Source organism: Parasphingorhabdus sp., assembly GCF_039968395.1.
Taxonomy (GTDB): Bacteria; Pseudomonadota; Alphaproteobacteria; order Sphingomonadales; family Sphingomonadaceae; genus Parasphingorhabdus.
Genome location: NZ_JBDVPV010000004.1, coordinates 17,081 through 41,348, shown reverse-complemented (window position 1 = coordinate 41,348; position 24,268 = coordinate 17,081). Strand labels below are relative to the sequence as shown.

The 24,268-nt window shown below is 53.8% G+C and carries 21 protein-coding genes and 1 pseudogene; 12 read left to right on the top strand and 10 right to left on the bottom strand.

Features of this window, described 5'->3' with window-relative positions; translation table 11 throughout:
• Window positions 1-144: 144 nt before the first annotated feature.
• From ABJI30_RS09470 to ABJI30_RS09460, 3 genes are read right to left on the bottom strand one after another with little or no spacing between them, the layout of a single operon-like run.
• The gene (locus ABJI30_RS09470) at window positions 145-1,701 is read right to left on the bottom strand and encodes a long-chain-fatty-acid--CoA ligase (RefSeq protein ID WP_348017945.1); all 1,557 of its coding nucleotides are present in this window, start codon (window positions 1,699-1,701) and stop codon (window positions 145-147) included.
• A gap of 35 nt (window positions 1,702-1,736) precedes the next feature.
• Window positions 1,737-3,479 carry an amidohydrolase family protein gene (locus ABJI30_RS09465; RefSeq protein ID WP_348017944.1) on the bottom strand — a complete coding sequence of 581 codons (1,743 nt, stop codon included), beginning with the start codon at window positions 3,477-3,479 and terminating at the stop codon, window positions 1,737-1,739.
• A 56-nt stretch (window positions 3,480-3,535) separates the two neighbouring features.
• Window positions 3,536-4,468, bottom strand: coding sequence for a DMT family transporter (locus ABJI30_RS09460; RefSeq protein WP_348017943.1), 933 nt, complete (start codon window positions 4,466-4,468; stop codon window positions 3,536-3,538).
• A gap of 92 nt (window positions 4,469-4,560) precedes the next feature.
• On the opposite strand from ABJI30_RS09460, the gene ABJI30_RS09455 reads away from it, so the two are divergent.
• From ABJI30_RS09455 to ABJI30_RS09420, 8 genes and pseudogenes are all read left to right on the top strand, one after another.
• Entirely contained in the window at window positions 4,561-6,063 is a 1,503-nt protein-coding gene (locus tag ABJI30_RS09455) for a CoA-acylating methylmalonate-semialdehyde dehydrogenase (RefSeq protein ID WP_348017942.1), read from the top strand.
• 146 nt (window positions 6,064-6,209) lie between these two features.
• On the top strand, window positions 6,210-7,211 hold the full coding sequence (locus tag ABJI30_RS09450; protein WP_348017941.1) for a polysaccharide deacetylase family protein: 1,002 nt from the start codon (window positions 6,210-6,212) through the stop codon (window positions 7,209-7,211).
• Window positions 7,212-7,221: 10 nt separating this feature from the next.
• Entirely contained in the window at window positions 7,222-8,460 is a 1,239-nt protein-coding gene (locus ABJI30_RS09445) for a dipeptidase (protein ID WP_348017940.1), read from the top strand.
• A gap of 6 nt (window positions 8,461-8,466) precedes the next feature.
• The gene (locus tag ABJI30_RS09440) at window positions 8,467-9,609 is read left to right on the top strand and encodes an acyl-CoA dehydrogenase family protein (RefSeq protein ID WP_348017939.1); all 1,143 of its coding nucleotides are present in this window, start codon (window positions 8,467-8,469) and stop codon (window positions 9,607-9,609) included.
• A gap of 10 nt (window positions 9,610-9,619) precedes the next feature.
• Window positions 9,620-10,663, top strand: coding sequence for an enoyl-CoA hydratase/isomerase family protein (locus ABJI30_RS09435; RefSeq protein WP_348017938.1), 1,044 nt, complete (start codon window positions 9,620-9,622; stop codon window positions 10,661-10,663).
• A complete protein-coding gene (locus ABJI30_RS09430) occupies window positions 10,660-11,442 on the top strand; it encodes an enoyl-CoA hydratase-related protein (RefSeq protein ID WP_348017937.1) in 783 nt (260 codons plus the stop codon). Before ABJI30_RS09435 ends, ABJI30_RS09430 begins: the two co-directional genes overlap by 4 nt.
• A pseudogene (gene mmsB / locus ABJI30_RS09425) lies at window positions 11,435-12,325 on the top strand (3-hydroxyisobutyrate dehydrogenase); the annotation flags it as partial. The gene ABJI30_RS09430 and the pseudogene mmsB, both read left to right, overlap by 8 nt.
• A gap of 6 nt (window positions 12,326-12,331) precedes the next feature.
• Window positions 12,332-12,529 (top strand): hypothetical protein, encoded by a 198-nt coding sequence (locus ABJI30_RS09420; RefSeq protein WP_348017936.1) that lies wholly within the window; start codon window positions 12,332-12,334, stop codon window positions 12,527-12,529.
• 8 nt (window positions 12,530-12,537) lie between these two features.
• On the opposite strand, the gene ABJI30_RS09415 is transcribed toward ABJI30_RS09420, so the two are convergent.
• Complete coding sequence (locus tag ABJI30_RS09415; protein WP_348017935.1) at window positions 12,538-14,082, bottom strand: CpaF family protein; 1,545 nt, start codon at window positions 14,080-14,082, stop codon at window positions 12,538-12,540.
• 191 nt (window positions 14,083-14,273) lie between these two features.
• Here ABJI30_RS09415 and ABJI30_RS09410 point away from each other — a divergent pair, with 191 nt between their 5' ends.
• Window positions 14,274-15,194 (top strand): DMT family transporter, encoded by a 921-nt coding sequence (locus tag ABJI30_RS09410; RefSeq protein ID WP_348017934.1) that lies wholly within the window; start codon window positions 14,274-14,276, stop codon window positions 15,192-15,194.
• On the opposite strand, the gene ABJI30_RS09405 is transcribed toward ABJI30_RS09410, so the two are convergent.
• The 5 genes from ABJI30_RS09405 to ABJI30_RS09385 form a co-directional block, all read right to left on the bottom strand.
• Window positions 15,191-15,448 carry an ATP synthase F1 subunit epsilon gene (locus ABJI30_RS09405; RefSeq protein ID WP_348017933.1) on the bottom strand — a complete coding sequence of 86 codons (258 nt, stop codon included), beginning with the start codon at window positions 15,446-15,448 and terminating at the stop codon, window positions 15,191-15,193. The genes ABJI30_RS09410 and ABJI30_RS09405 overlap by 4 nt on opposite strands.
• Before the next feature lie 182 nt (window positions 15,449-15,630).
• Window positions 15,631-17,076, bottom strand: coding sequence for a F0F1 ATP synthase subunit beta (atpD, locus tag ABJI30_RS09400; protein WP_348017932.1), 1,446 nt, complete (start codon window positions 17,074-17,076; stop codon window positions 15,631-15,633).
• Window positions 17,077-17,101: 25 nt separating this feature from the next.
• A complete protein-coding gene (locus ABJI30_RS09395) occupies window positions 17,102-17,977 on the bottom strand; it encodes a F0F1 ATP synthase subunit gamma (protein WP_348017931.1) in 876 nt (291 codons plus the stop codon).
• Window positions 17,978-18,008: 31 nt separating this feature from the next.
• The gene (gene atpA / locus ABJI30_RS09390) at window positions 18,009-19,538 is read right to left on the bottom strand and encodes a F0F1 ATP synthase subunit alpha (protein WP_348017930.1); all 1,530 of its coding nucleotides are present in this window, start codon (window positions 19,536-19,538) and stop codon (window positions 18,009-18,011) included.
• A gap of 12 nt (window positions 19,539-19,550) precedes the next feature.
• On the bottom strand, window positions 19,551-20,105 hold the full coding sequence (locus ABJI30_RS09385) for a F0F1 ATP synthase subunit delta (protein WP_348017929.1): 555 nt from the start codon (window positions 20,103-20,105) through the stop codon (window positions 19,551-19,553).
• A gap of 302 nt (window positions 20,106-20,407) precedes the next feature.
• Here ABJI30_RS09385 and ABJI30_RS09380 point away from each other — a divergent pair, with 302 nt between their 5' ends.
• Genes ABJI30_RS09380 through ABJI30_RS09370 form a run of 3 tightly spaced genes read left to right on the top strand, consistent with a single transcriptional unit; the run spans window position 20,408 to window position 22,652 of the window.
• A complete protein-coding gene (locus ABJI30_RS09380) occupies window positions 20,408-20,866 on the top strand; it encodes a DUF1203 domain-containing protein (RefSeq protein ID WP_348017928.1) in 459 nt (152 codons plus the stop codon).
• On the top strand, window positions 20,863-21,906 hold the full coding sequence (locus tag ABJI30_RS09375) for a methylated-DNA--[protein]-cysteine S-methyltransferase (RefSeq protein WP_348017927.1): 1,044 nt from the start codon (window positions 20,863-20,865) through the stop codon (window positions 21,904-21,906). The genes ABJI30_RS09380 and ABJI30_RS09375 overlap by 4 nt, the downstream gene beginning before the upstream one ends.
• Complete coding sequence (locus ABJI30_RS09370) at window positions 21,903-22,652, top strand: isocitrate lyase/phosphoenolpyruvate mutase family protein (RefSeq protein WP_348017926.1); 750 nt, start codon at window positions 21,903-21,905, stop codon at window positions 22,650-22,652. The genes ABJI30_RS09375 and ABJI30_RS09370 overlap by 4 nt, the downstream gene beginning before the upstream one ends.
• Before the next feature lie 12 nt (window positions 22,653-22,664).
• On the opposite strand, the gene ABJI30_RS09365 is transcribed toward ABJI30_RS09370, so the two are convergent.
• Window positions 22,665-24,212, bottom strand: a complete 1,548-nt coding sequence (locus tag ABJI30_RS09365; protein WP_348017925.1) for a trypsin-like peptidase domain-containing protein — start codon at window positions 24,210-24,212, stop codon at window positions 22,665-22,667.
• Window positions 24,213-24,268 lie beyond the last annotated feature (56 nt).

Sequence of the window (24,268 nt, the reverse complement as noted above, 5' to 3'; positions counted from 1 at the left end):
CACATCAGTGCAAGAGTAAAAAACTTCATATAGTCTGTATCGCCCCCGATTCTGTAACTCTATTACAAGTAAGTTTAAAAACAAGACCTAGTTCTTGCTTGTCCCTATTTGAGTTATTCGGTGACTTGGATGGCTGTCGCCAGCCTAGCTTACGCTCTTGTCCTGCCCCTCCCAATAGGGCGCCCGCAGGTCGCGTTTCAGTACCTTGCCGGCTCCTGACAGGGGGAACGGTTCACTGCGGAAATCGATAGAGCGCGGGCACTTGTATCCGGCGATCTGGTCTTTGCAGTGAGCAATGATTGCATCGGCATCGGGTGATGCGCCTTCTGACGGAATGATGATCGCGTGCACTGCTTCTCCCCATTGTTCGCTGGGAATACCGACCACGCAGGCTCCGGCGACATCCGGGTGGGTGGAGAGCGCGCTTTCGACTTCGGCAGAAAACACATTCTCGCCGCCGGAGACTATCATGTCCTTCATCCGGTCGACAATATAGACGAAGCCGTCCTCGTCCTGATAGGCGCCATCTCCGGTGTGAACCCAGCCATCGACCAGAGCCGCTGCGGTCTGTTCCGGTTGTTGCCAATAGCCCAGCATGTTACCGGGACTGCGCGCCGCGATTTCGCCGACCGTGCCCTTGGGTACTTCATTGCCGTTCTCGTCAACAATTTTGATCTCGCAACCCCAGGCCGGTCGGCCGGCGGATCGGATCTGTTTGGACTTTTCGCCCTCCAGAACATGATCCCAGGGATCGAGGATCGTGACGAGGGGTGCCATTTCCGTCTGACCATAGGCTTGTGAAAAATCCACATCGGGTAACAAGGTCATTGCCTGCCTCAGCAGACCCTCGGGCATCGGTGATGCGCCGTAGAGATAATTTGTGACAGAGTCGAAACTGGCGACATCAAATTCCGGATGCTGCAGCACCATTCCAAGCATCGTCGGCACCAGCAAAGCGTGGGTGACTTTGTTATCTGCGATTGCGGCCATTGTCGAAACGGGTTCAAAGGACGGCACATAAACATGGGTTCCGCCCGCCATCATGGCACCGCCGCCTGCTGCCAGATCGGCCATATGGAACATTGGCGCCGTGTGGAGATAAATCGAATCGCTCCTGAAATTCGCCTGTCCGCCTAGCGCCATGTTATTGTACCAGAGCGCCTTTTGCGACACCATCACGCCCTTGGGAAAGCCGGTAGTTCCGCCAGTGTAGAAGAGGCCTGCAAGGTCATCATCCATCCGCATCGCATCTTCGCAAGGTTCGTGATTTGCGATCAGTTCTTCAAAGGAAAGCATTCCGTCGGGCACGTCTTCTTCGAGATAAATGATGGTTTTGACGGTTTCGGCATCGCTGCCGATTTCTTGAACCATGGGTGCGAAATGCTTGTCCACGAACAGGATTTCTGATTGGGAATCATTGAGTGAGTAAGCATTTTCCGTGGCTGACCAGCGCGTATTCATGGGGACAACCGCGCCACCCGCCCACCAGACCGCGAACATATATTCAGTATAGCGGTCGGTATTCAGCGCCAATATGGCGACCCGGTCGCCTTCTGCCATGCCCAGTGACCGCAGCGCGCTAGCCAGTCGCATGACACGCTGGCGAGTTTCTTCCCAGGTTTTGCGACGATCACCGTCAATGGTCGCAATGTGATTGGGACGGGAATCTGCAGCGCTGTTCAGCATTTGGGTCAAGTGCATGTCTGGTTCTCTCCTGTTTCGAATTCGGTCTTGTCCTAATGGGCTGGAAACCACTCGCCCTCGAATATTACGCCGTAAACTTTGATATCCCGCAAGTTTGCAGCACCTACCGCGTATGGATCCTGTCCAAGTACCGTAAAATCAGCTTTCTTTCCGGTGGCAAGGGAGCCGACCTTGGCATCCATCCCGATGACCTGAGCCGCTTCGATGGTGATTGCGCGCAAGGCCTTGTCGAGCGAAAGCTTCTCCTCGGGCGCTTTGAGATTACCGTCCAGTGTGATCCGGTTGCTTGCGACCCACGCAAGATAGAGCGGATCAATGGGCGCCATGTTGAAATCGCTGTGGAGCCCCAATGGTACGCCTTTTCGTTCGAGCGAGCCCAGCCTGTTCATCTGTGCAGCCCGGTCGGGGCCAAGGCCGGTCCGGGCATAGGCATCGCCCAGGATGCGGATGTAGTTGGGCTGAGCTGATACATAGATGCCCATTTGGGCAATCCGCCGGTTTTGCGCCTCAGTGGAATAGCCAAGATGCTCCATGATCAGTTTCTGGCCGGCACGTACCGGGAGCTTTTCGGAAATATCGAGCACGACATCGAGACCCTTGTCGCCGTTGACATGCGTATGCAGATTCCAGCCAGCATCCCAGAACCGCCGGGTCAGTTTTTCTTGTTCCTCTGGTTCAGTCAGCCATTTTCCTTCATGGCCATCGCTGTAACCGGGCGGGTTCATTTGCATATATTGTGCGAAAAAGGCTCCGTCTGCGAATAGCTTCACCCGGTTTGAAAAGAAGAATTTGTCGCTTTCATATTTCGCCTTGATGTCTTTGAGCCAGACATTGGGATCGTCTTTGATCAACGTAGCGACCGGTATCGCCAATATGCGAGATGGTGTCGTAGGTTGATCATACAAGCTTTTGAAAAGTTTAGATTCCATCTCTGGTCCACCAAATCCGCCAAAAGCCAAATCCGCGCTGGTTGTGACTCCGTTTTCCAACATCATCTGACGCATATCGGCCAGGCCCTGCTGGATTTTTTCAGGTGAAAACAGGTAAGGGCGCAGCTTGTCGACACCGTTGAAAAGTGCGGTCTCGCTGAGTATCCCGCGCTCATAATCGGCGTGACTGGGGTCTACTCCCGGCTTGATGATTTCTTTCTCGAATTCCGCTTTGCTTCCCAGCCCGAGCAGCTCCATCGCCGCGCTGTTTGCAATGATCTCGTGAAAGCTGCGCTGCCAGATAACCACCGCGCGATCGGGCGCGATCCGGTCCAGTTCAGCGCGATCGATATCTTCGTGGAATAGCTTGTGATGACCCCAGGTGATGAAGAGCTCAGCCTGACTTTTTGCCAGTTCTTCGCGCAACCGCGTTTCATAGTCTGCCTTGCCCCGGACTGCGGGATAGGATTTTCCGGGAAGTTCCCAGCTTTCCGGGCTGATGAACGGGATCGGCAGCATCATGATCGTCTGCATCGGGTGGATATGCGGCTCGACAAAGCCCGGCATCAGTATCTGTTTGGCAAAATCGCGATTAACGGTGACGCTCCGACCCCGCGTCCAGGCGTCCAATGCGTCCAGCTCGTTCGCCAGACCGAGGATGATCCCATCCGCAGTGGCGACAAATCTGGCTTCGGGAAAGCCTGGTTCCATTGTGATGATTTTCGCGGCTTCGTAAACTGTGACTTCGGGATAAGGGAGTTCTGCAGGACTGTCACTTGCCGATGCGGTTCCCGCTAACCAAATGACCGCCGCAGCTGCAGTCAGCCAATACAAGACGTTTCGCATGTTCTTCTCCCTCATTTGGCAAAAGGCTATGCGTTTCAGCCGCTTTTGCCAAGTCGTCAATTTGAGGTAGTTTGCAGTTTTACAGATTTCACATGTTCACGCCATGCGATGAACAAACCGGAGCCGATAATGATCGGTGCGCCGAGCCAGATCGAAAGGCCGGGCCACTGACCGAATACGGCGATGCCGATAACTGTTGCCCAGATCAGGGCACTATAGTCCATCGGCATGATCGTTGAAACCGGCGCAAAACGGAGGGATTGCGTAATCGTAAGCTGGCCCAGAGCTCCAAAAACTCCCACTCCAAGCAGATATGCCCAGGTTTTCGGGTCATGACCGCCTCCATATATCCACGCACACAGGGCCAGGGCCGGCAATGTGTAAACCGAAAACCAGAAAATGGTGACAATACTGGTTTCGGTTCGGCCCAGTACCCGGATGACCAGCGTAACCGAGGCCGTGACGAGTGCGCCTGCCAAAGCCACCGCAGCCCCGAATGCCGGAATAAGAGTTCCCCCCGGCTGGATAACGATCAGCACGCCAACAAATCCGATCAAGATGGCCGTCCAGCGCTGGACACCCACTTTTTCCCTCAGGATCAGCGCGGCAAACATGGTTGCGAAAATCGGGACCGTGAAGCTGATTGTTGTTGCATCGGCCAGGGGCAGGAGTGTCATCGCCCAAAAGTTCAGGCCCATTGCAAATATCCCAAGGACGGAGCGCATGAGGTGCAGCTTGTGCTTGTCAGATTTGATCGCGGGCCACCCGGCTTCGCTACGCCAGATCAGAATGCAAATTAGCGGCATCGCGGTTAGCTGCCGATAAAATAGACTTTCGGTAACATGGACGCCTTCTTGCCCGGCCAGTTTTACGAAGCCAAACATGATTGCCAGCGACAGCATCGCGGCCAGTCTTGTCAGAATCCCCGCAATTGGGCGGTTTTGACCTTGGGCTTGAGCCGCCGTAGATGTGATCTCGGCAGAGCTCATCGGGGATTGCCAATAAAGATAGGGTCACAGGAGTTGTGCATTGCCGCGGTAAATAGCATATAGCCCGCAAAAGCAATCAGGAGTCTTTCGCAATGCGCACGGTAACCCATGTTCTCGCCAATTCCCCACCCGCAGCGAGCGGCCGGACAAGCGATATATTTGATCCAAATAATGGCGGAGTTCAGGCTGAAGTGGAGCTTGGAAATCAGGCCGTTCTCGATACCGCAGTAGAAGCGGCTCTCGCGGCGCAACCGGCTTGGGCTGCAACAAATCCGCAGCGCCGTGCCCGGGTAATGTTCAAATATAAAGAACTTGTCGAAGCGCATATGGACGAGCTCGCGCACATGCTCTCCAGCGAACATGGTAAAGTGATTGCAGATTCCAAAGGTGATGTGCAGCGCGGCCTGGAAGTAATCGAATTTTGTTGCGGGATCCCGCACGTGCTGAAGGGCGAATATACGCAAGGCGCGGGTCCTGGCATTGATGTCTATTCCATGCGTCAGCCGATCGGTATCGGCGCGGGTATCACGCCATTCAACTTTCCCGCTATGATTCCGATGTGGATGTTCGGACCTGCGATTGCGACCGGCAACGCGTTCATTTTGAAGCCATCAGAACGTGATCCTTCGGTTCCCGTCCGTTTGACCGAATTGATGCTGGAAGCCGGACTTCCGGAAGGAATTTTGCAATGTGTTCATGGTGACAAGGAAATGGTTGATGCCATTCTTGATCATCAGGCAATCGGCGCGGTTAGCTTTGTCGGCTCATCCGATATTGCGCATCATGTTTATCGCCGCGGTGTGGCTGCTGGAAAACGAGTTCAGGCGATGGGCGGCGCCAAAAACCATGGTATCGTGATGCCGGATGCTGATCTCGATCAGGTCGTGACGGATCTTTCCGGAGCGGCCTTTGGTTCGGCAGGCGAACGCTGCATGGCATTGCCAGTGGTGGTGCCCGTCGGCGATGATACCGCTGATCGCCTGCGCGAAAAGATGATTCCGGCCATGGAAGCTCTCAGGGTTGGTGTCTCAACCGATGAAGAGGCGCATTATGGGCCGGTGGTCAACCATGCGCACAAGCAGCGAGTCGAAGGCTGGATTCAAAAAGGTGTCGACGAAGGCGCCGAACTGGTTGTTGATGGACGTGGATTTTCTTTGCAGGGCCATGAAGATGGATGTTTCATCGGACCTTCCCTGTTTGATCGGGTCACGACCGATATGGAAAGCTACAAGGAAGAGATTTTTGGACCGGTACTTCAAATCGTCCGTGCCAAAAACTTCGAAGAAGCATTGGCGCTGCCCAGCCAGCATCAATATGGCAATGGCGTGGCAATTTTTACGCGCAATGGTCATGCGGCGCGCGAATTTGCCAGCCGTGTCAATGTCGGGATGGTTGGTATCAACGTACCGATCCCGGTTCCGGTGGCTTACCACTCTTTCGGCGGCTGGAAACGCAGTGCCTTTGGCGATACCAACCAGCACGGTATGGAAGGTGTGAAGTTCTGGACCAAGGTCAAGACCATCACATCGCGCTGGCCGGATGGGACTGCGGATGGTTCGAACAAGGATGCTTTTGTCATTCCGACGATGGGATAACCGCGCAAGTCGGCCAGTCTCGATTCAGGACAGCAACGGAATATATCTGGAAAAGCGCGGTCAGGCTTGGGACAAGGGCCTTTTGTCGCTGTCCAGGAGTGTTCGCGAACAATGTCTGTGCGTTTCCATTTTGTCGGGAATAAACCATGATGGCGCTTTCGCCTCGGGTGTTTGCGATACTAATGCTGCTGGGCATTTCCATATTTGTCGTGCTGCAAATGCTGGCGCAATCGCCCGTGCCGCCGACCAGGGAAAATGTCAAAACGGCGGTACAGGCTCCAGCCGAAGATACCGGCAAGAGAATTGCCTTCAGTTTCGATGATGTCCCGCGCGGACCCGGTGCATTTTTACAATCGCAAGAACGGCCCGGATTGCTGCTGGAAGCTCTCCGTCACGGCGGGATTGAGCAAGCCGCCTTCTTCGTAAACCCCGGCCGCATAACCGAAAGCGACAGCGATGCGGAAACCGTGATGCGGTACGCTGGCGAGGGGCATGTTCTCGCCAATCATACCGCTCGACATTCGAGATTGTCTGCAGTGTCGGTTCAAACTTTCCTGGCCGATATCGATGCTGCGGAAGCCTGGCTGTTGGGCCGGCCCAATTACAGGCCTTGGTTCCGGTTTCCATTTCTCGATGAAGGCGGGAAAAACAAGGCGAAAAGAGATGCCGTTCGCGCAGGATTGAGGAAGCGCAATCTGATCAATGGTTATGTAACTGTCGACGCATCCGACTGGCATATGGAAGACCTCGCTCTTGCTGCGGCGAAGAACGAAAAGATGATGGATTGGAGTGCCTTGCGTGATCTGTTCGTTGAATCCTATGTCCAGTCTGCCAATTTCTCCGATGAGTTGGCCCGCCGTACATTGGGCCGTGCTCCGGTTCAGATGATCTTGCTCCATGAGACTGATCTAGCGGCCATGTTCGTCGACGACCTGGCCGTTGCTTTGAAGGCAGATGGCTGGGAAATTGTGACCGCCGATGAAGCTTATGCAGATCCCATGGTTGATATGGAGCCGGATGTTGCCTTCGCGGATGGAACCCGAACCCAGATGCTGGCTGCAGAACGAAATATTGGATCGCGCTGGTATCAGCGAAATGATCCAAAAGTAGCAAAAAAGCTATTTGCCGAGAGAGTGCTGCGCGAGTAAGTTCCCTCGCATGAAAAACAGGATTCTCCCGATTGCCGTTGCGGCAGTCTCGCTGGTGGTCACGACGCCGACAACCTTTGCCCAAACACCTGAGGCTACCGCGCAGGAAGTACTCAACACACACCCGATAATTGACGGGCATAATGACGTTCCTGCGCAAATCAGAGGGCGGTTTGACAGTGACTTCTCCAAATTTGATTTCCGCGATACGCTGGAAACGCCGGGGCCGGCTCCAAAGCCGATGCATACGGATATTGCACGTTTGAAAGCCGGCAAAGTCGGTGGACAATTCTGGTCGGTCTGGATTGATCCGGAATTGCCACAGGCCGAAGCTGTCGAGCGGGTCATTCAGCAGATTGACATCGTGCACCGTTTGGCAAACGAATATCGCGATCTCGAAATCGCCCTGACAGCTGACGATGTCGAGCGTGCAAACAAGTCCGGTCGTATTGCATCATTGATTGGTATGGAAGGCGGGCATTCGATTGGCAATTCGCTGGCCGTTTTGCGCCAGACATATGCGCTTGGAGCACGGTACATGACGTTGACCCACTGGAAAACGCTGGATTGGGCGGATGCTGCAACCGATGCGCCCAAAAGTGATGGCTTGTCGGAATTCGGCGTACAGGTGGTTCACGAAATGAACGCGATGGGCATGATGGTGGATATCAGTCATGTATCACCTGCTACGATGCATGATACGCTTGATGTTGCCCGAGCTCCGGTTATTTTCAGTCACAGCTCTGCAAATGGGGTCACGGACCATCCCCGCAATGTGCCGGATTCTGTTCTAAAACGACTTCCCGACAATGGCGGCGTGGTGATGGTTACCTTCGTGCCATCTTATCTCAAGGCGGAGCGGCGCGATTGGGAAGCGGCTGAAAAAGCCGAAGACGCGCGCGCCAAGGCGTTATATCCCGGTGAAGAAAAACGACGGGATGCACATATGACAAGTTGGCGTGATTCCAATTCGATGCCGGCCGTAACTGCATCCGATGTTGCCGATCATGTCGATCATATTCGCAAAGTTGCGGGGATCGACAATATCGGGATTGGCGGAGACTATGACGGCGTCCGGTTCTTGCCGGATGATATGCAGGATGTCGCAACATATCCCGTTCTGTTCGCGGAACTTGTTCGGCGCGGATATAAAAAAGATGATCTCGCCAAGATATCACGAGGAAACATTTTGCGGGTGATGCGCGAAACGGAGCGTGTTGCCGAGCACCACAAAACGGAAGTTAAATAGGTCAAAATGAACCAGTTTGCACTGACAGAAGATCAACTCGCCATACAGGATATGGCGGTAAAATTTACCGCTGATGCGATTACCCCGCACGCGGCGGAATGGGATGAGAAGCACATCTTTCCGCGTGATACGATCAAGCAGGCAGCAGAGCTTGGCTTTGGCGGAATTTATGTGTCGGAAGAATCCGGTGGCATAGGATTGGGCCGATTGGAAAGTGCTATCATCATGGAAGCCATGGCCTACGGCTGTCCGTCAACGAGCGCCTTTATCTCTATCCACAATATGGCGAGCTGGATGATTGATACCTTTGGCGCGCAGGTCGTCAAAGACAAATATTTGCCTGATCTCATTACGATGGAAAAGATTTCCAGCTATTGTCTGACCGAAGCCGGAGCAGGTTCAGATGCCGCTTCGCTCAAGACCAAAGCCGAGCGGGATGGCGACCACTATATCGTCAACGGTTCCAAGCAATTCATCTCAGGCGGCGGCGCCAATGAAGTTTATGTCACGATGACAAGAACATCGGATGACGGCTCCGGTGGTGTAACTTGTCTGGTGATTGACAAGGACATGGAAGGCGTAAGCTTTGGCGCGCAAGAGAAGAAGCTGGGCTGGCATTCACAGCCGACCGCGCAAGTGAATTTCGACAATGTCAAAGTTCCTTTGGAGAATCGCGTTGGTGATGAAGGCGAAGGTTTTCGCATCGCGATGGCCGGACTTGACGGCGGGCGACTGAACATTGGTGCCTGTTCGTTGGGCGGAGCGCAGCGCTGTCTGGACGAAGCGGTTGGCTATACCAAAGAGCGCAAGCAATTCGGCAAGGCGATTGCCGATTTCCAGAATACCCAGTTCATGTTGGCCGATATGGCAACCGATCTCGAATCTGCGCGAGCACTGCTTTACATGGCGGCTGCCAAAGTGACAGAGGGGGCGCCAGACAAGACGAAATTCGCTGCTATGGCCAAGCGACTGGCGACTGACAATGGCTCGAAAATCGTGAACGACGCGCTGCAACTTTTTGGCGGCTATGGTTATTTGCAGGATTATCCCATTGAACGTTTTTGGCGTGACCTTCGCGTCCATTCGATATTGGAAGGCACTAATCAGGTCATGCGGATGATTGTTTCCCGCGAGATGCTGCGGCAGTAAAAGGACCATAATGACAGACGATCTCATCATACGAAAATCCGGTCGTGTGGGGCATATAAGCCTGAACCGGCCCAAGGTCATTCACTCTCTGAATCTCGACATGTGTCTGGCGATGACCAAAGCGTTGCTGGAGTGGCGGGAGGATGACAGCGTCGAGGCGGTCATCATCGATCATAGCGAGGGTCGGGGGTTTTGCGCCGGCGGTGATATTGCGATGCTGCGTAGCTCCGGGCTGACGGATGGCAAGGAAGGGCGGGCGTTTTTCTACAAGGAATATCAGCTCAACCATTTGCTGTTTGAATATCCCAAGCCGGTTGTGGCGTTTATGGATGGCATCACCATGGGCGGCGGTGTCGGAATTTCACAGCCCGCCAGATTTCGGGTCGCTACACAGAACACCCGATTTGCGATGCCGGAAACCGGTATTGGGTTGTTTCCGGATGTTGGCGGCGGCTGGTATCTCTCGCGGCTGGCCGGCAGGTTGGGGCAGTTTCTTGCGTTGACCGGAGCCCGCCTCGATGGCGCAGAATGCAAGCAAGTAGGTCTTGCAACTCACTATCTGGAAGCGGGTCGATTGGAAGAAGCCAAAGAGCGGATCGCAGAAAATCCCAACCGTATCGAGGGTATTTTGGGTCAATTGACGGATACCGTGCCAGAGGCGCGCATTTCCGGAAATCTTGACAAGATAGATCGGTTTTTTGCCTCGGATATATTTGAAGAAATTCTCGCAAAACTGGAAGCGGACGATAGCGACTGGGCGGCAAAGGAACGTGATACACTGGGTACGAAAAGCCCGCAAACCTGCAAGGTCGCATTGCGCCAGTTGCAGGAAGGCGCTGCGATGGAAACGTTTGCCGACGAAATGCGCAACGAATATCGCATTGGCTATCATGTGCTGGTGATGCATGATTTTCTCGAAGGTGTGCGGGCGTTGATTGTTGACAAGGACAATGATCCCAAATGGGATCCACCAACACCGGAAGCCGTTTCCGATGAATGGATTGATGCAATTTTTGCGCCGCTACCGGCAGAAGAAGAATGGAAACCACTATGAGCTATGAAACAATTCTCTCCGAAAAGCGGGGACAAGTCACGTTGATGACATTGAACCTGCCCAAATCCCTGAATGCATTGAACAGCCAGGTTCTGGAGGAGCTGATCACTGCCTTTGCAGCGTTTGAAGCGGACGAAACCCAGCTTTGTGCGGTGTTAACCGGATCGGGCGACAAGGCTTTTGCCGCCGGCGCCGACATCAAGGAAATGTACGAAAAGGCCGCAGCGGATTTCTATCTGGAGGATTTCTTTTCAAAATGGACCAGCCAGATCGTCAAGACCACCCGCAAGCCTTGGATCGCAGCGGTCAACGGTTTCGCTCTGGGCGGCGGATGTGAGCTTGCCATGATGGCAGACTTTATCATCGCCAGCGACAATGCGAAATTTGGCCAACCGGAGATAAAACTGGGTGTGGCCCCCGGCATGGGCGGTTCCCAGCGTCTGACGCGCGCCGTCGGCAAGTCCAAATCGATGGATATGTGCCTGACGGGCCGGATGATGGATGCCGAGGAAGCGGAGCGTTCCGGTCTGGTGGCGCGCGTGGTTCCCCATGCTGAGTTGCTCGACGAAGCGATCAAGGCGGCAGGAGTTATCGCTTCAATGCCGCCCATGGCTATTCAGGTGAACAAGGAAATGGTCAATGCCGCGTTTGAAACCAACCTGGATCAGGGCTTGTTGCACGAACGGCGACTATTCCAGATCCTGACCGCTACCGAGGACAAGAAAGAGGGCATGGCGGCGTTTATCGAGAAACGCGAAGGTAACTGGAAGGGTCGCTGATATGAAAATCGGATTTATCGGATTGGGCAACATGGGCGGCGGGATGGCTGCCAATCTGGCGAAGGCCGGGCATGAGGTGCATGCTTTTGACTTGTCGGGTGAAGCACTTGCCAAAGCGGGCGAAGCCGGCTGTCTTCCGGTCAGTGAAGCGGCAGCAGCTGTGAACAATATGGAAGCGGTTGTGACCATGCTTCCTGCCGGGCAGCATGTCCGCAAAGTCTATGAATATGAAGTGATCATCAACGGCGATCCCGGCACGTTGGTGATCGACTGTTCGACGATCGACGTTGATAGTGCAAAAGATGTGGCGACTATGGCTGATGCCAAGGGACTTGTGCCGGTGGATGCTCCGGTGTCTGGCGGGATCGCGGCAGCCAATGGCGGCACGCTGACGTTCATGGTTGGAGGTAGTGAAGCGGGCTTCAAGCGCGCAGAACCGATCCTTGCTGATATGGGCAAGGCGGTCATCCATGCCGGAGCCAACGGGGCAGGGCAGGCGGCCAAAATCTGTAACAACATGCTTTTGGGTGCGTCGATGATCGCAACTTGTGAGACGTTCAAGATGGCGGAAAAGCTAGGTCTTGATCTCCAGAATTTCTACGATATTTCGTCCAAGGCTTCTGGCCAGAACTGGTCCATGACGAGCTATTGCCCGGTTCCCGGCGTAGGGCCGCAAAGCCCGGCGGATAATGGCTATGAAGGCGGTTTCGCTGCTGCTTTGATGCTCAAGGATTTGCGTCTGGCCATGGAAGCGGCCGAGAGTGCAGGAGCCGAGGTCCCGATGGGGGCCAAGGCGCAGGCGCTTTACGAGCAATATGCGGAAGCACAAGGGCAGGGCGGAATGGACTTTTCCGGCATCATCAACATGCTGGGCAAGGACTAAGCCTCAATGCCGCCGTTATGGATGATGTTTGCCGGCGTATCGGCAGTGATTGCCATAATTGCAGAGATCGCTAACCGGCGTCGCAATAACCGGAAAGACATAAACAATGTCGGGTTTATGCCGTGGTCAAGCATTGCCGCCATGGCATTGCTGACATTCGGCATTTCACTGGCTTTCGGATTCGGTTTTATCGAAGCCGGATAGTGCTAATTTTACAGGCAGGCTTCCAGCAATGGCTGATCAAAACCATATTGCCGCGCTTTTTCAAGCGTATAGGGGCGCAGGCCGGATGACACATAGTCACCGATAATCTTGCCGTCGGCATCTTCATCCAGATACTGATATTTGAACAATTCCTGGGTCACGATAACGTCACCTTCCATGCCGATGACCTCGGTGATGTTGGTTGTCCGGCGCGAACCGTCACGCAGACGTTTCACCTGAACAATCAGATCGACCGACTCTGCGATCTGGCGGGAAATGGCTTCTTTCGGGATCTTGATGTCGCCCATCAGGATCATGTTTTCCATACGGCCAAGACACTCGCGCGGAGAGTTGGCGTGAAGCGTACACATGGAGCCATCATGGCCTGTGTTCATGGCAGCGAGAAGGTCGAAACATTCCGCGCCACGAATCTCACCGAGAATTATACGGTCAGGGCGCATTCGCAGGGCGTTTTTCACGAGATCGCCAATGGTGATTGCACCTTCGCCTTCGAGGTTTGGCGGGCGGGTTTCCAGCGGCAACCAGTGTGGCTGTTGCAAGCGAAGCTCGGCAGCATCCTCAATCGTCAGCACGCGTTCGCCCGGATCGATCATTTTCGACATGGCGTTGAGCATTGTTGTTTTACCAGAACCCGTACCACCCGAGATAACCACGTTAAAGCGGCAAGCACCGGCAATTTTCAAGGCCGTACACATATCGTCCGACATCGACCCGAAGCCCTTCATCATGTCGAGTGTGATAGGCTTCTCGGAGAATTTACGAATAGAGATCGCGGTGCCCTTGAGGCTGAGCGGGGGCACGATCACGTTCACACGAGAACCGTCCTTCAAGCGCGCATCGGCCAGCGGTGTGGTCTGATCGACGCGACGACCTACCTGGTTCACGATACGCTGTGCGATCTGAAAAAGATGCTCTTCGTCACGGAATTGGATCGGTGCGATTTCGAGCTTACCCTTGATTTCGATATAGGTCTGCTCTGGGCCGTTGACCATGATATCGGAAATATCCGGGTTGCCTAGCAACTCTTCGAGCGGGCCGAAACCCAGTAGCTCGTCAACGAGCACTTTTTCCAGTGCAAATTGCTCGCGGCGATTCAAAGTCAGTTTAAGCTCGGTCAACACTTCCATGATGATCGGACGGAATTCTTCGGTCAGCTCTTCCTTGTTGAGCGTCGCAGCGGCTTCGGGATCAACCCGTTCGAGCAGGCGTGGAAGCACCTGTTCCTTGATCTTGTGAACGGATGCGCCAAAGCCTTCGTCTTTGTCAGCTTCTTCCGGGAGAGGGTTGGAGCGCTCAGCCAGACGCGACATCGCATCATCTTTATCGGCAGGCGCGGAACCTTGCTGTTCTTCACCCGGCAAAGGAACAGAATCTATCGGTGGAAATTGTTCACCACCCGATCCGTCTTCAGCTGCCTGTGAATCAATGTCATCTTTGGAGGCGGATTTTGATCCACCACCTGACATAGGTTTTGCAACACCAAAGGATGGACGGCCGCCACCCAAACCGTTTTTCTTGCCAAATGCGCTCATGGTTCTCCGCCGGAAATAGTTGCATTACAATTAGACACAGGCCCTGTTTCTACGAAAATGGTTAATCTTTCGATAATGCAACGCGCGCAAACCGTTTCGATCGGATTTGCGTATCTATCTAAGAAGTCGGTTGTTTCTGTTGCGATTGCCTGCGAATAGCACCGAATGGGTATTCAGGATCGGAATTTTGATTGAATGGCTCGGAATCAGCGAATAACCGGGCAGCAGCCAGCGGTATAACGCTTGCTTTGATAGCTTTTTCGGGATTTCCGGTTGGTGATGCGATCGTCAAGTCGATGGCGATTGACTGGCCGGCAGCAGCGGTAGCAGCATTGCGATTCAGTATTGGAGCTATTGCGCTTGCTGTTCTCCTGCTCTGGCGGGAAGGACGGGACGGTTTTCAAATCCGGCGCCCCTGGCTGCACGCAGCCCGCGGTCTGGCGCTGGCCGTAGGTACCATCACTTTCTTTTCGGCGATTTATATATTGCCTCTGGCGGAGGCAGTGGCAATCGCGTTTGTGAATCCCATTATTACCGCCCTGCTATCGGGATGGCTGCTCAAAGAGAAAATGCGGCCGGCTACCTGGGTGGCAACCCTGGTTGCTTTTGGCGGAGTGTTGATCATGCTTCGCCCAAATTTGGCAGAATTCGGATGGGTTGCCGTTCTTCCATTGGTCTCCGCCTTTGCGATGGCTGCCATGTTGATCCTGAATCGTATGGTTTCCAGCCAGCGTTCCATCTTTGCCGCCCAGTTCTATTTGTCCTTCTGGGCTGCCATTTTTCTGATCATTGCCGCAACATTGGGTCATTTGACGGTTCCGGTGATGGTAGTCGGCGGCTTGCCGGGCTGGGATGTCGTTATAAAATGTACGGTGATCGCAATAACGGCCACAAGTTGCCATTTCCTGCTGTTTATGGCGACGATGCGCACCACAGCGGCGGCCATAGCACCGCTGGTTTACATCCAGTTGATCATATCAAGTGCGATCAGCGTTTATATTTTCGGTGATCCGATCGATTCGATTGCATTGATCGGGGGTAGCCTGATTCTGCTCAGCGGACTGATGCTCTGGCGTAGCGAGCGGAAGGCGGCAACCGTGCTGGAAGCTTAGGAAACAGCTTCAGCAAGGACCGTCAAACCCTTTTCGTTCACTTCGGCAAAACCACCCTGAACCGTAATGGTCTCTGGAGCAGCGCCTTCGCTGGCATAGATCACCAGATCTGCATCGCGAATTGTTGACATGACTGGCGCATGATCGGCGAGCACGCCGAAATCGCCCTCGGTTCCGGGCACGACAACCATGAATACATCATCCGACCGGACCAGTTTTTCAGGAGTTACGAGTTCGAAATGCAGGTTTGCCATGTTCTTCAGTCCTGTATCGCTGCATCAAACACGGATGCGGCTTTCTCAAATTTGTCTCGGCAACCAGTGTTGCAAAAGCCAACAACTGCGCCTTTATATTCTGTCAAAGAGTCTGCTGACACCGGGTCTCCTGACCACGGGCAGATGTCATTGACACAATCTTCAAGGCGCAGCTCTGCCATTTAGGCCGCTTCTGCAGCCAGTTGCTTGCCTTTTTCGATCGCTTCTTCGATCCCGCCAACCATGTAGAAGGCGTTCTCGGGAAGGTGATCATATTCGCCGTCGACAACTGCCTTGAACGATTTGATTGTATCTTCCAGATCAACGAATTTACCGGGAATGCCGGTAAACACTTCTGCCACGTGGAAAGGCTGTGACAGGAACTTCTGAATTTTCCGGGCACGTTGAACGACCAGCTTATCTTCTTCGGAAAGCTCGTCCATACCGAGAATGGCGATAATGTCCTGCAGCGACTTGTATTTCTGCAGTGTTTCCTGAACGGCGCGGGCGGTGTCGTAATGCTCCTGGCCAACCACGCGTGGTTCGAGAACGCGCGATGTTGAATCGAGCGGGTCAACAGCAGGGTAAATGCCCAGCTCCGAAATCGCACGGTTCAAAACGGTCGTTGCGTCGAGGTGGGCAAATGACGTTGCCGGTGCAGGGTCGGTCAAGTCATCGGCAGGAACGTAAATGGCCTGAACTGATGTAATCGAACCCTTGTTGGTAGAAGTAATACGCTCTTGCAATGCACCCATATCAGTAGACAGGGTAGGCTGATAACCCACAGCCGAAGGAATACGGCCGAGCAGCGCGGACACTTCGGAGCCGGCCTGCGTAAAGCGGAAAATATTGTCGATGAAGAACAACACGTCTTGTCCTTCCTGATCACGGAAATATTCCGCCTGGGTCAGGCCGGACAGGGCCACACGTGCACGTGCTCCGGGAGGTTCGTTCATCTGGCCAAAGACCAGCGCCACTTTGGAACCTTCTGATTTTGGATTGCCATCATCGTCCTTGGCAATAACACCAGCGTCGAGAAACTCGTGATAAAGATCGTTACCTTCGCGGGTACGTTCACCAACACCGGCGAACACGGACGTTCCGCCGTGGCCTTTTGCGATGTTGTTGATCAGTTCCTGAATAAGCACGGTCTTGCCCACGCCGGCGCCGCCGAACAGGCCAATTTTACCGCCCTTTGCATAAGGTGCGAGCAAATCGACAACCTTAATTCCGGTAACGAGAATCTCATTGTCGGTTGACTGGTCGACAAAAGCCGGGGCTTCTGCGTGGATCGGAGCGACTGCTTTGGCACCAATCGGGCCGCGCTCGTCAATGGGTTCGCCAACCACGTTCATGATACGACCAAGCGTTTCCGGGCCAACAGGCATCTGGATCTGTGATCCGGTGTCGGTTACTTCCTGACCGCGGGTCAGACCTTCGGTGGAGTCCATCGCGATGGTGCGAACGGTGTTTTCGCCCAAATGCTGCGCCACTTCAAGCACCAGCCGGTTGCCGCCATTGTCGGTTTCCAGAGCGGAGAGAATGGACGGGATATCCGTATCAAAGGTGACGTCGACGACAGCGCCGATAACCTGTGAAATGCGGCCTACATTGTTGGTTTTTGCCATTTTGCTTCTTCCTTGCGTGCTTGCTTTACAGCGCTTCTGCGCCAGCGATAATTTCAATCAATTCAGTCGTAATCGCGGCCTGACGGCTGCGGTTGTAAATGATGGTCAGGTTGTCGATCAGTTCGCCGGCATTGCGGGTTGCATTATCCATCGCGGTCATCGACGCGCCTTGCTCGGATGCCATGTTTTCCAGCAAAGCGCCGAAAATCTGAGTGGTCAGGTTGCGTGGAAGCAACTCGGCGAGAATTTCTTCTTCATCGGGTTCGTAGTCCACAGCGCCGCCAGCTTCTGCAACAGTACCTTCCTGCGCAGCAATCGGAATGATCTGCTGCATCGTAGGTTCCTGGACCAGTGCTGATTTAAACTTGCCGTAGAACAGATGTGCGACGTCGAACTTTCCGTCTTCGATCAAATCTGTCAGTTCGAGCGCGATTGCCTTGGCTTCATCAAAGCCGGGGGCTTTGACGGCCGATGTATCGAAATGCTTCAATATCTGATTGGGAAATTGACGCTTGATGATTGGCAAACCCTTGCGGCCAACCATATAGAAAAGCACTGTCTTGCCTTCAGTCAGCAGTGCTTCTGCCTTGGCCTTGGCTTCTTTTACGATATTCGCGTTAAACGCCCCGCACAAACCGCGATCAGATGTCGCAACAACCAGCAGATGCGTGTCGTTCTTGCCGGTACCGGCAAGAAGCTTCGATGAATTTTCATCCACGGTGACTTTAGAGGCGAGGTTGCCCATCACCTTTTCCATCTGCTCGGCATACGGACGCGCGGCTTCGGCAGCCATTTGCGCACGACGCAATTTCGCCGCCGCAACCATTTGCTTGGCCTTGGTGATCTTCTGGGTGGATTTAACCGACCCGATCCGATCTTTCAGTTCCTTGAGGTTAGCCATAAATTCTCTTTCCCGTTGGGGTTAGTCAGGCTTAGCTAAAGGTTTCGCCGAAAGCAGCCAGTGCGTCTTCCAGCTTCGCTTTGGTGTCATCTGCCAAATCACCGCTTTCACGGATCGTTTTCAGAATGTCGGCATGTTCGTTACGCATATGTGCCAGCATTGCTTCTTCATAGCGCACAACATCATTCACATCGACGCCATCGAGATGACCGTTGGTACCCGCATAGATGGACGCCGTCTGTTCCTCGAATGGAAGAGGCGAGAACTGCGCCTGTTTCAAAAGCTGAGTCAGACGTTCGCCACGTGACAGCAATTTTTGTGTGGACGCATCGAGATCGGATCCAAACTGCGCGAACGCGGCCATTTCACGATATTGTGCGAGATCGAGTTTAATCGAACCGGACACTTTCTTCATCGCTTTGGTCTGCGCTGCTGAACCCACACGAGACACCGAGAGACCCACGTTAATCGCAGGACGGATGCCCTGGTTAAACAGGTCGGTTTCGAGGAAGATCTGACCATCGGTAATCGAAATCACATTTGTTGGGATATACGCCGAAACGTCACCGGCCTGTGTTTCAATGATTGGCAGAGCGGTGAGCGAACCAGACCCGTTGTCTTCGTTCATCTTCGCCGCGCGTTCCAGCAGGCGGCTATGAAGATAGAAAACATCACCTGGATAAGCTTCACGTCCGGGAGGACGACGAAGCAGCAGGGACATTTGACGATAAGCCACAGCCTGTTTTGAGAGATCGTCATAAACGATACATGCGTGCATGCCATTGTCGCGGAAATATTCGCCCATGGTCACACCTGTATATGGTGCGAGATATTGCAGAGGAGCAGGCTCGGAAGCTGAAGCGGCAACAACAATCGAATATTCCATCGCGCCGTTTTCTTCGAGGCTCTTCACGATTTGCGCAACTGTCGAACGTTTTTGACCAACGGCAACATAAATGCAGTAAAGTTTTTTGTTTTCGTCATCGCCTTCATTGACCGTCTTCTGGTTGATGAACGTGTCGATGGCGACTGCGGTTTTGCCGGTTTGACGGTCACCAATGATCAATTCGCGCTGGCCGCGGCCAACAGGAACGAGCGCATCAAGCGCTTTCAGACCGGTTTGCACAGGTTCGTGCACAGATTTACGCGGGATAATGCCCGGCGCCTTGACTTCGACACGGCTACGATCTTTGGTTTTGATCGGGCCTTTGCCGTCAATCGGGTTGCCAAGGCCGTCAACAACGCGTCCGAGCAATTCCTTGCCGATGGGAACGTCCACAATCGTACCGGTCCGTTTGACAACGTCTCCTTCTTTGATTTCAGCGTCAGAACCAAAAATCACGACGCCGACATTGTCAGCCTCAAGATTCAGCGCCATGCCCTGAATACCGTTCGAGAATTCGACCATCTCGCCGGCCTGTACCTGGTCAAGACCATGAATACGGGCGATACCGTCACCAACTGCCAAAACAGTTCCGACTTCTGAAACCTGAGCTTCGTTGCCGAAATTGGCGATCTGGTCCTTGATGACCTTTGAAATTTCTGCTGCGCGAATATCCATTATAGTCTTCCTTTAGCCCTTCATGGCCTGAGATAACGTGTTGAGACGGGTTTTGATTGAACTGTCGATCATCTGGCTGCCAATTTTGACAACAAGTCCGCCCAATATGGACGGATCGACAGATGTGGAAACACTCACGTCGCTGCCGACGCGCTTCTTGAGTTGCATTTTCAATGCTTCAACCTGCGCGTCATCCAGAGGATGAGCAGAGGTTACTTCTGCCGTGACTTCGCCGCGATGCCCGGAGGATAGCGTGGTGAAGGCGCGAATAAGAGCCGGGATCTGGTCCAGTCTGCGATTCGCAGCGAGAACGCCGAGCACATTGCCGGTCAGTTCATCGAGCTGTAGCGACTTGGACGTCGCGGCAATTGCCTTGCCGGCATCTGCGCGGGATAACACCGGACTGCTGGTGAGCGCAGTCAAATCATCCGATTCGGTCATCGCCTGGCCAAGAGTCGCGAGGCTCGTTTCTACCGCATCAATGGCTTTGTTTTCGGTGGCCAGAGCGAAGAGCGCAGTAGCGTAACGCCCTGCTAAACTCGCCCGAATGCCGCTGGAATTCTCCACGCGTTAGTAACTCCTTGCCGTAATTTACTGGCCTGAAATCCCGGCCAGTAACGGGATGTGATTTCATCTGTAAACTGCGCGAGAATCCTTTGATTTCGCCCACGGATGCGGGGCGTCTAGCAACCATTTTGCTGCGATGCAAGATGGCTTTGGGAAACATTTTCGACTTTCCAAAAAAACGCAGAATTTTGCGGTGTTTGATTATGTCACAGGTAATATTTTGCTTTGATCGCAAGAACCGGGATGCGGTGTTCGGGTTGTGGGCGCTAATTGGAGACAAATCGACAGACAGGAGATTCAAAATGACCTACCAGATCACGGGACTTAACCCGGTCGAAATGTTTCATGACAAGAATGAATCGGAGATTTCGGTTGTGCGGGTAACGGCGACCAGCAAGCCTGGCTTTCCGTGCCGGGTGTCGCTGGTGGATGCTGAAGAAGGGGAAGAGCTGATCGTGTTCCACCACGTATCGCATGACGTATCTTCGCCTTATCGCAGTGCTTATGCAATTTATGCCAGAACTGCTGCGGTCACGGCTGCTCAATATACCGACCGGGTGCCTCCGGTTTTTGAAGGGCGACCGCTAGGCCTGCGGGCTTTCGGAGCGGATGTCATGCTGAAGACTGCGGGGCTGGCAATGCCCGATGAGGCCGATAAAACCATCAGGCATTTGCTGGAACTGGACGAGGTGGCCTATATAGATGTGCACAATGCAGCGCATGGATGTTTCGTTGCGCGCGTGGAAAGGTTTGAACGATGAGCAACGACAGCATCGACGCCGATCAGGTTGATGGCGATCGGGCCTGGGCCGCCATGCAATCAAGAGACCGAGCTTATGACGGCAAGTTTGTGACTGGCGTTTTGAGCACCGGCATTTATTGTCGCCCATCCTGTGCCGCTCGTCACCCAAAACGTGAAAATGTGCGTTTTTTCGCGAAGCCTGAGCAGGCAGAAGCTGCCGGATTGCGTGCATGTTTGCGCTGTTTGCCAAAGGATGTGGCCCGCGATGATGCGGCTGTAAAGTCCGTTATTGATGCCATCCGCATGGCAGAGACTGTTCCGAAACTATCGGAACTCGGGAAGATGACGGGTTATTCTCCAAGCCATTTACAGCGCATTTTCAAGCGCGATACCGGATTGTCTCCTGCGGCATATGCCAGGGCTCTGAGGTCTGAACGGGCAAAAGATGCTTTGGAAGCGGGATCCTCGGTTACAGAAGCCATTCACGGTGCGGGCTATGGATCAGCTTCGCGCTTCTATGAGGAAAGGAAGATGGGAATGAAACCCGGGGCCTGGAAAAATGGCGGAGCAGGGGTGGTTATCCACTGGACCAATGTGGAAACATCTCTGGGCAGGATGCTGGTTGCGGCAACGAATAAGGGTGTGTGTTGTCTTTCTTTCAATGAAGGCGCAGAAGAATTGCGGGCCCGTTTTCCCCGAGCCGATCTGGAACGCGGGGGGAAGGAATTTGAAAAACTATTGAAGGACGTGGTCGCACAGGTTGAAACGCCCGGCCGCCCGCATTCCATTCCGCTTGATGTTCAAGGCACAGCTTTTCAGGAAGCCGTCTGGAACGAGCTCCGGAAAATTCCCCACGGCGCAACCCGCAGCTATGCAGATATTGCGGCAGCAATCGGCAAACCCAAGGCTGTTCGAGCCGTGGGCAGTGCCAATGGAGCCAATAATGTCGCCGTTCTGATCCCTTGCCACCGTGTGGTGCGCAGTGACGGAACCATGGGCGGCTATGCTTATGGATTGGAAATCAAAGAGAAACTGCTCAAAGAGGAGTCGGCGATATGAGCGATATGGTAGCGAGATTTGCAAAACTGCATCAACCGGGCAGACCGCTGATACTCTATAATATCTGGGATGCTGGAAGCGCGAAAATCGTTGCGGGTGCTGGAGCTAGGGCTGTGGCGACCGGAAGCCTCTCAGTTGCAGGAGCGCAAGGATATGAAGACGGCGAAGCATTACCGTTTGATGTTGCGGTTACCAATGCAAAGCACATCACATCGGTTGTCGATATTCCCGTCAGCATCGATCTGGAAACAGGCTATGGCGAACAGTCCGATGACGTAGAAGCTAATGCCCGATCGATGAAAGATATCGGCGTAGCTGGCCTCAATATTGAAGATCAGGATCTGAATTCGGGCGGATTGCGTGACATTGATGAACAGGCAACCCGATTGGCAGCCGCCGCAAGTACCGGCATTTTCGTGAATGCCCGAACCGATTTGTTTATCCAGACGCCCTTGCCGGAACATGATCAGGCACTGGTTCGACTGGCTCTCGAACGTGGCAAGGCTTTCGCAGATGCCGGCGCCCGCAGTTTGTTTGTTCCGTTTGTCAGGGATGAACAGTTAATTGCCACGCTTTGCGAGAAATCGGAGCTTCCCGTAAATATCATGATGATGCCAGATTCTCCAGAAATCCTGAGGCTGGCGGAACTGGGAGTCGCCCGGATCAGCTATGGCCCCGGTCCCTGGCGAGCAGCAATGGCAAGTTTCGAGGAGCAGGCAAAACGGATATTTCAAATCGAACTGTAATCACCGCCGTGCCTATTCGCCCAATGTGCACTCATAAACCAACCGTTCATTGGCTTGGCCCGGCAGTTCCTGGCGGACAGCCTTGACCATGTCTTCAATATCGGACAGCGACTGGTTGTCTTTCGTACAGGCCCGGTTACCATATTTCTGTCTGATCTCGCGTGCTCTGGTCATAGCGGCCAATCCGAGCAAATAACGTTCGGTCGTATATTCGCCGCGATTGGGATCGAAGCTGCTGATCGTAACCGTCTGCTCTTCGTTGGGGACGAATATCCGCGACCATTTGGCACCATCACGACCATATTGTGTGCGATCGTTGACACAGCCTCCATCTTCCCATTCGAATGGAACCTCATCGAGCTGTGATACGGTGATCCTGCTGCGTTGAGGATTTAGCCGGCAGACATATTTTCCCGAAGTTGCAGCCATTTGCTGCTCGTTTCCATTAGATCCCGCGGGAAATTGCTCTTTCATGGCAACGGCTACGCGGTCTTCAATTTCGGAAAAATCCGGTCTGGACAAAAACACAACTACGGATCCAATCAACAATATACCAGCGCCTGCGAGGGCCGCGCGGGCAGGGTTGATTTTTTCGGTGACAAACAAATAGCCTGCGCCGCCGGCAGCACCGAGAGATAATACGAGCATGAGAGCAGCAATTGCGATGTGGTTTTCGCGTTCGACAATGATCATCTGGGAGACGCTGGTCCGCAGTTCGGTTTGCAATGCCTCGCGTTTTTCAATTTCCGCTTTTTTGGCTGCCTCTACCGCGGCTCTGGCTGCATTTTCCCGTTGTTGTTCTGCCCGAGTGATATCTGCCGAGGATCGGCACGCCACCGATGAAGCATTAGCAGTTACCCCTGCCTTTCTCAAAAAGGCGAGAATTTCGCGATTGGAGACAGCGAAACCAAATTCTGCATCATTTCCATCGGACAGGGAACCAAAGCTGTTGGCACCCAGGATTCGCCCGCAATTGTCGATCAGCGGGCCGCCACTATTCCCGCTGGCAATAGGGGCGGTGTGCAGAATCGTATCAAATTCCCGGGTGGTTCGCCCGCCAGAGACAGATCCTCTTGTTTTTACCGGCGACATGGGATTGATAAGATCATCGAGATCAAGACCCTGTGCCCGATCAACGGAACCGGGATAACCCACGGCAACGACATCGGCGCCATCTGCAATCGGACCGCTGAACACAGTCATTGCCGGAATGCGCCCGCCGTCCTGAACCTGTATCAGCGCGAGGTCATTTCCCGGTGAAAAGGCAATGATTTTTCCGCCATAGCTTTTACCGCCCTGCGAGGGGATGATGCCGATAACCACCGACGGTTCGCTGCGCGCGATTTCCACGACATGTGCATTGGTCACGATCTTGTCGGGTGCCACTGCAAAGCCGCTGCCATGGCCGACAAAAGCAACTTTGTTGCCGTCCGTTGCGGCCAGGACTACACGGACTACGGAACGACTGGCTGCACTAATGTCCGCAGGGTCGGCTTGAACCGGACTCGCAACAAGGGCGGTGCACAACAGGCTGGCGAGGAGAATGAAGATTCTGGTCATCGGCACGACATGCGGCAAATTGCTGCAATATTCAAAGCTAATTTGATGTTTCGAAC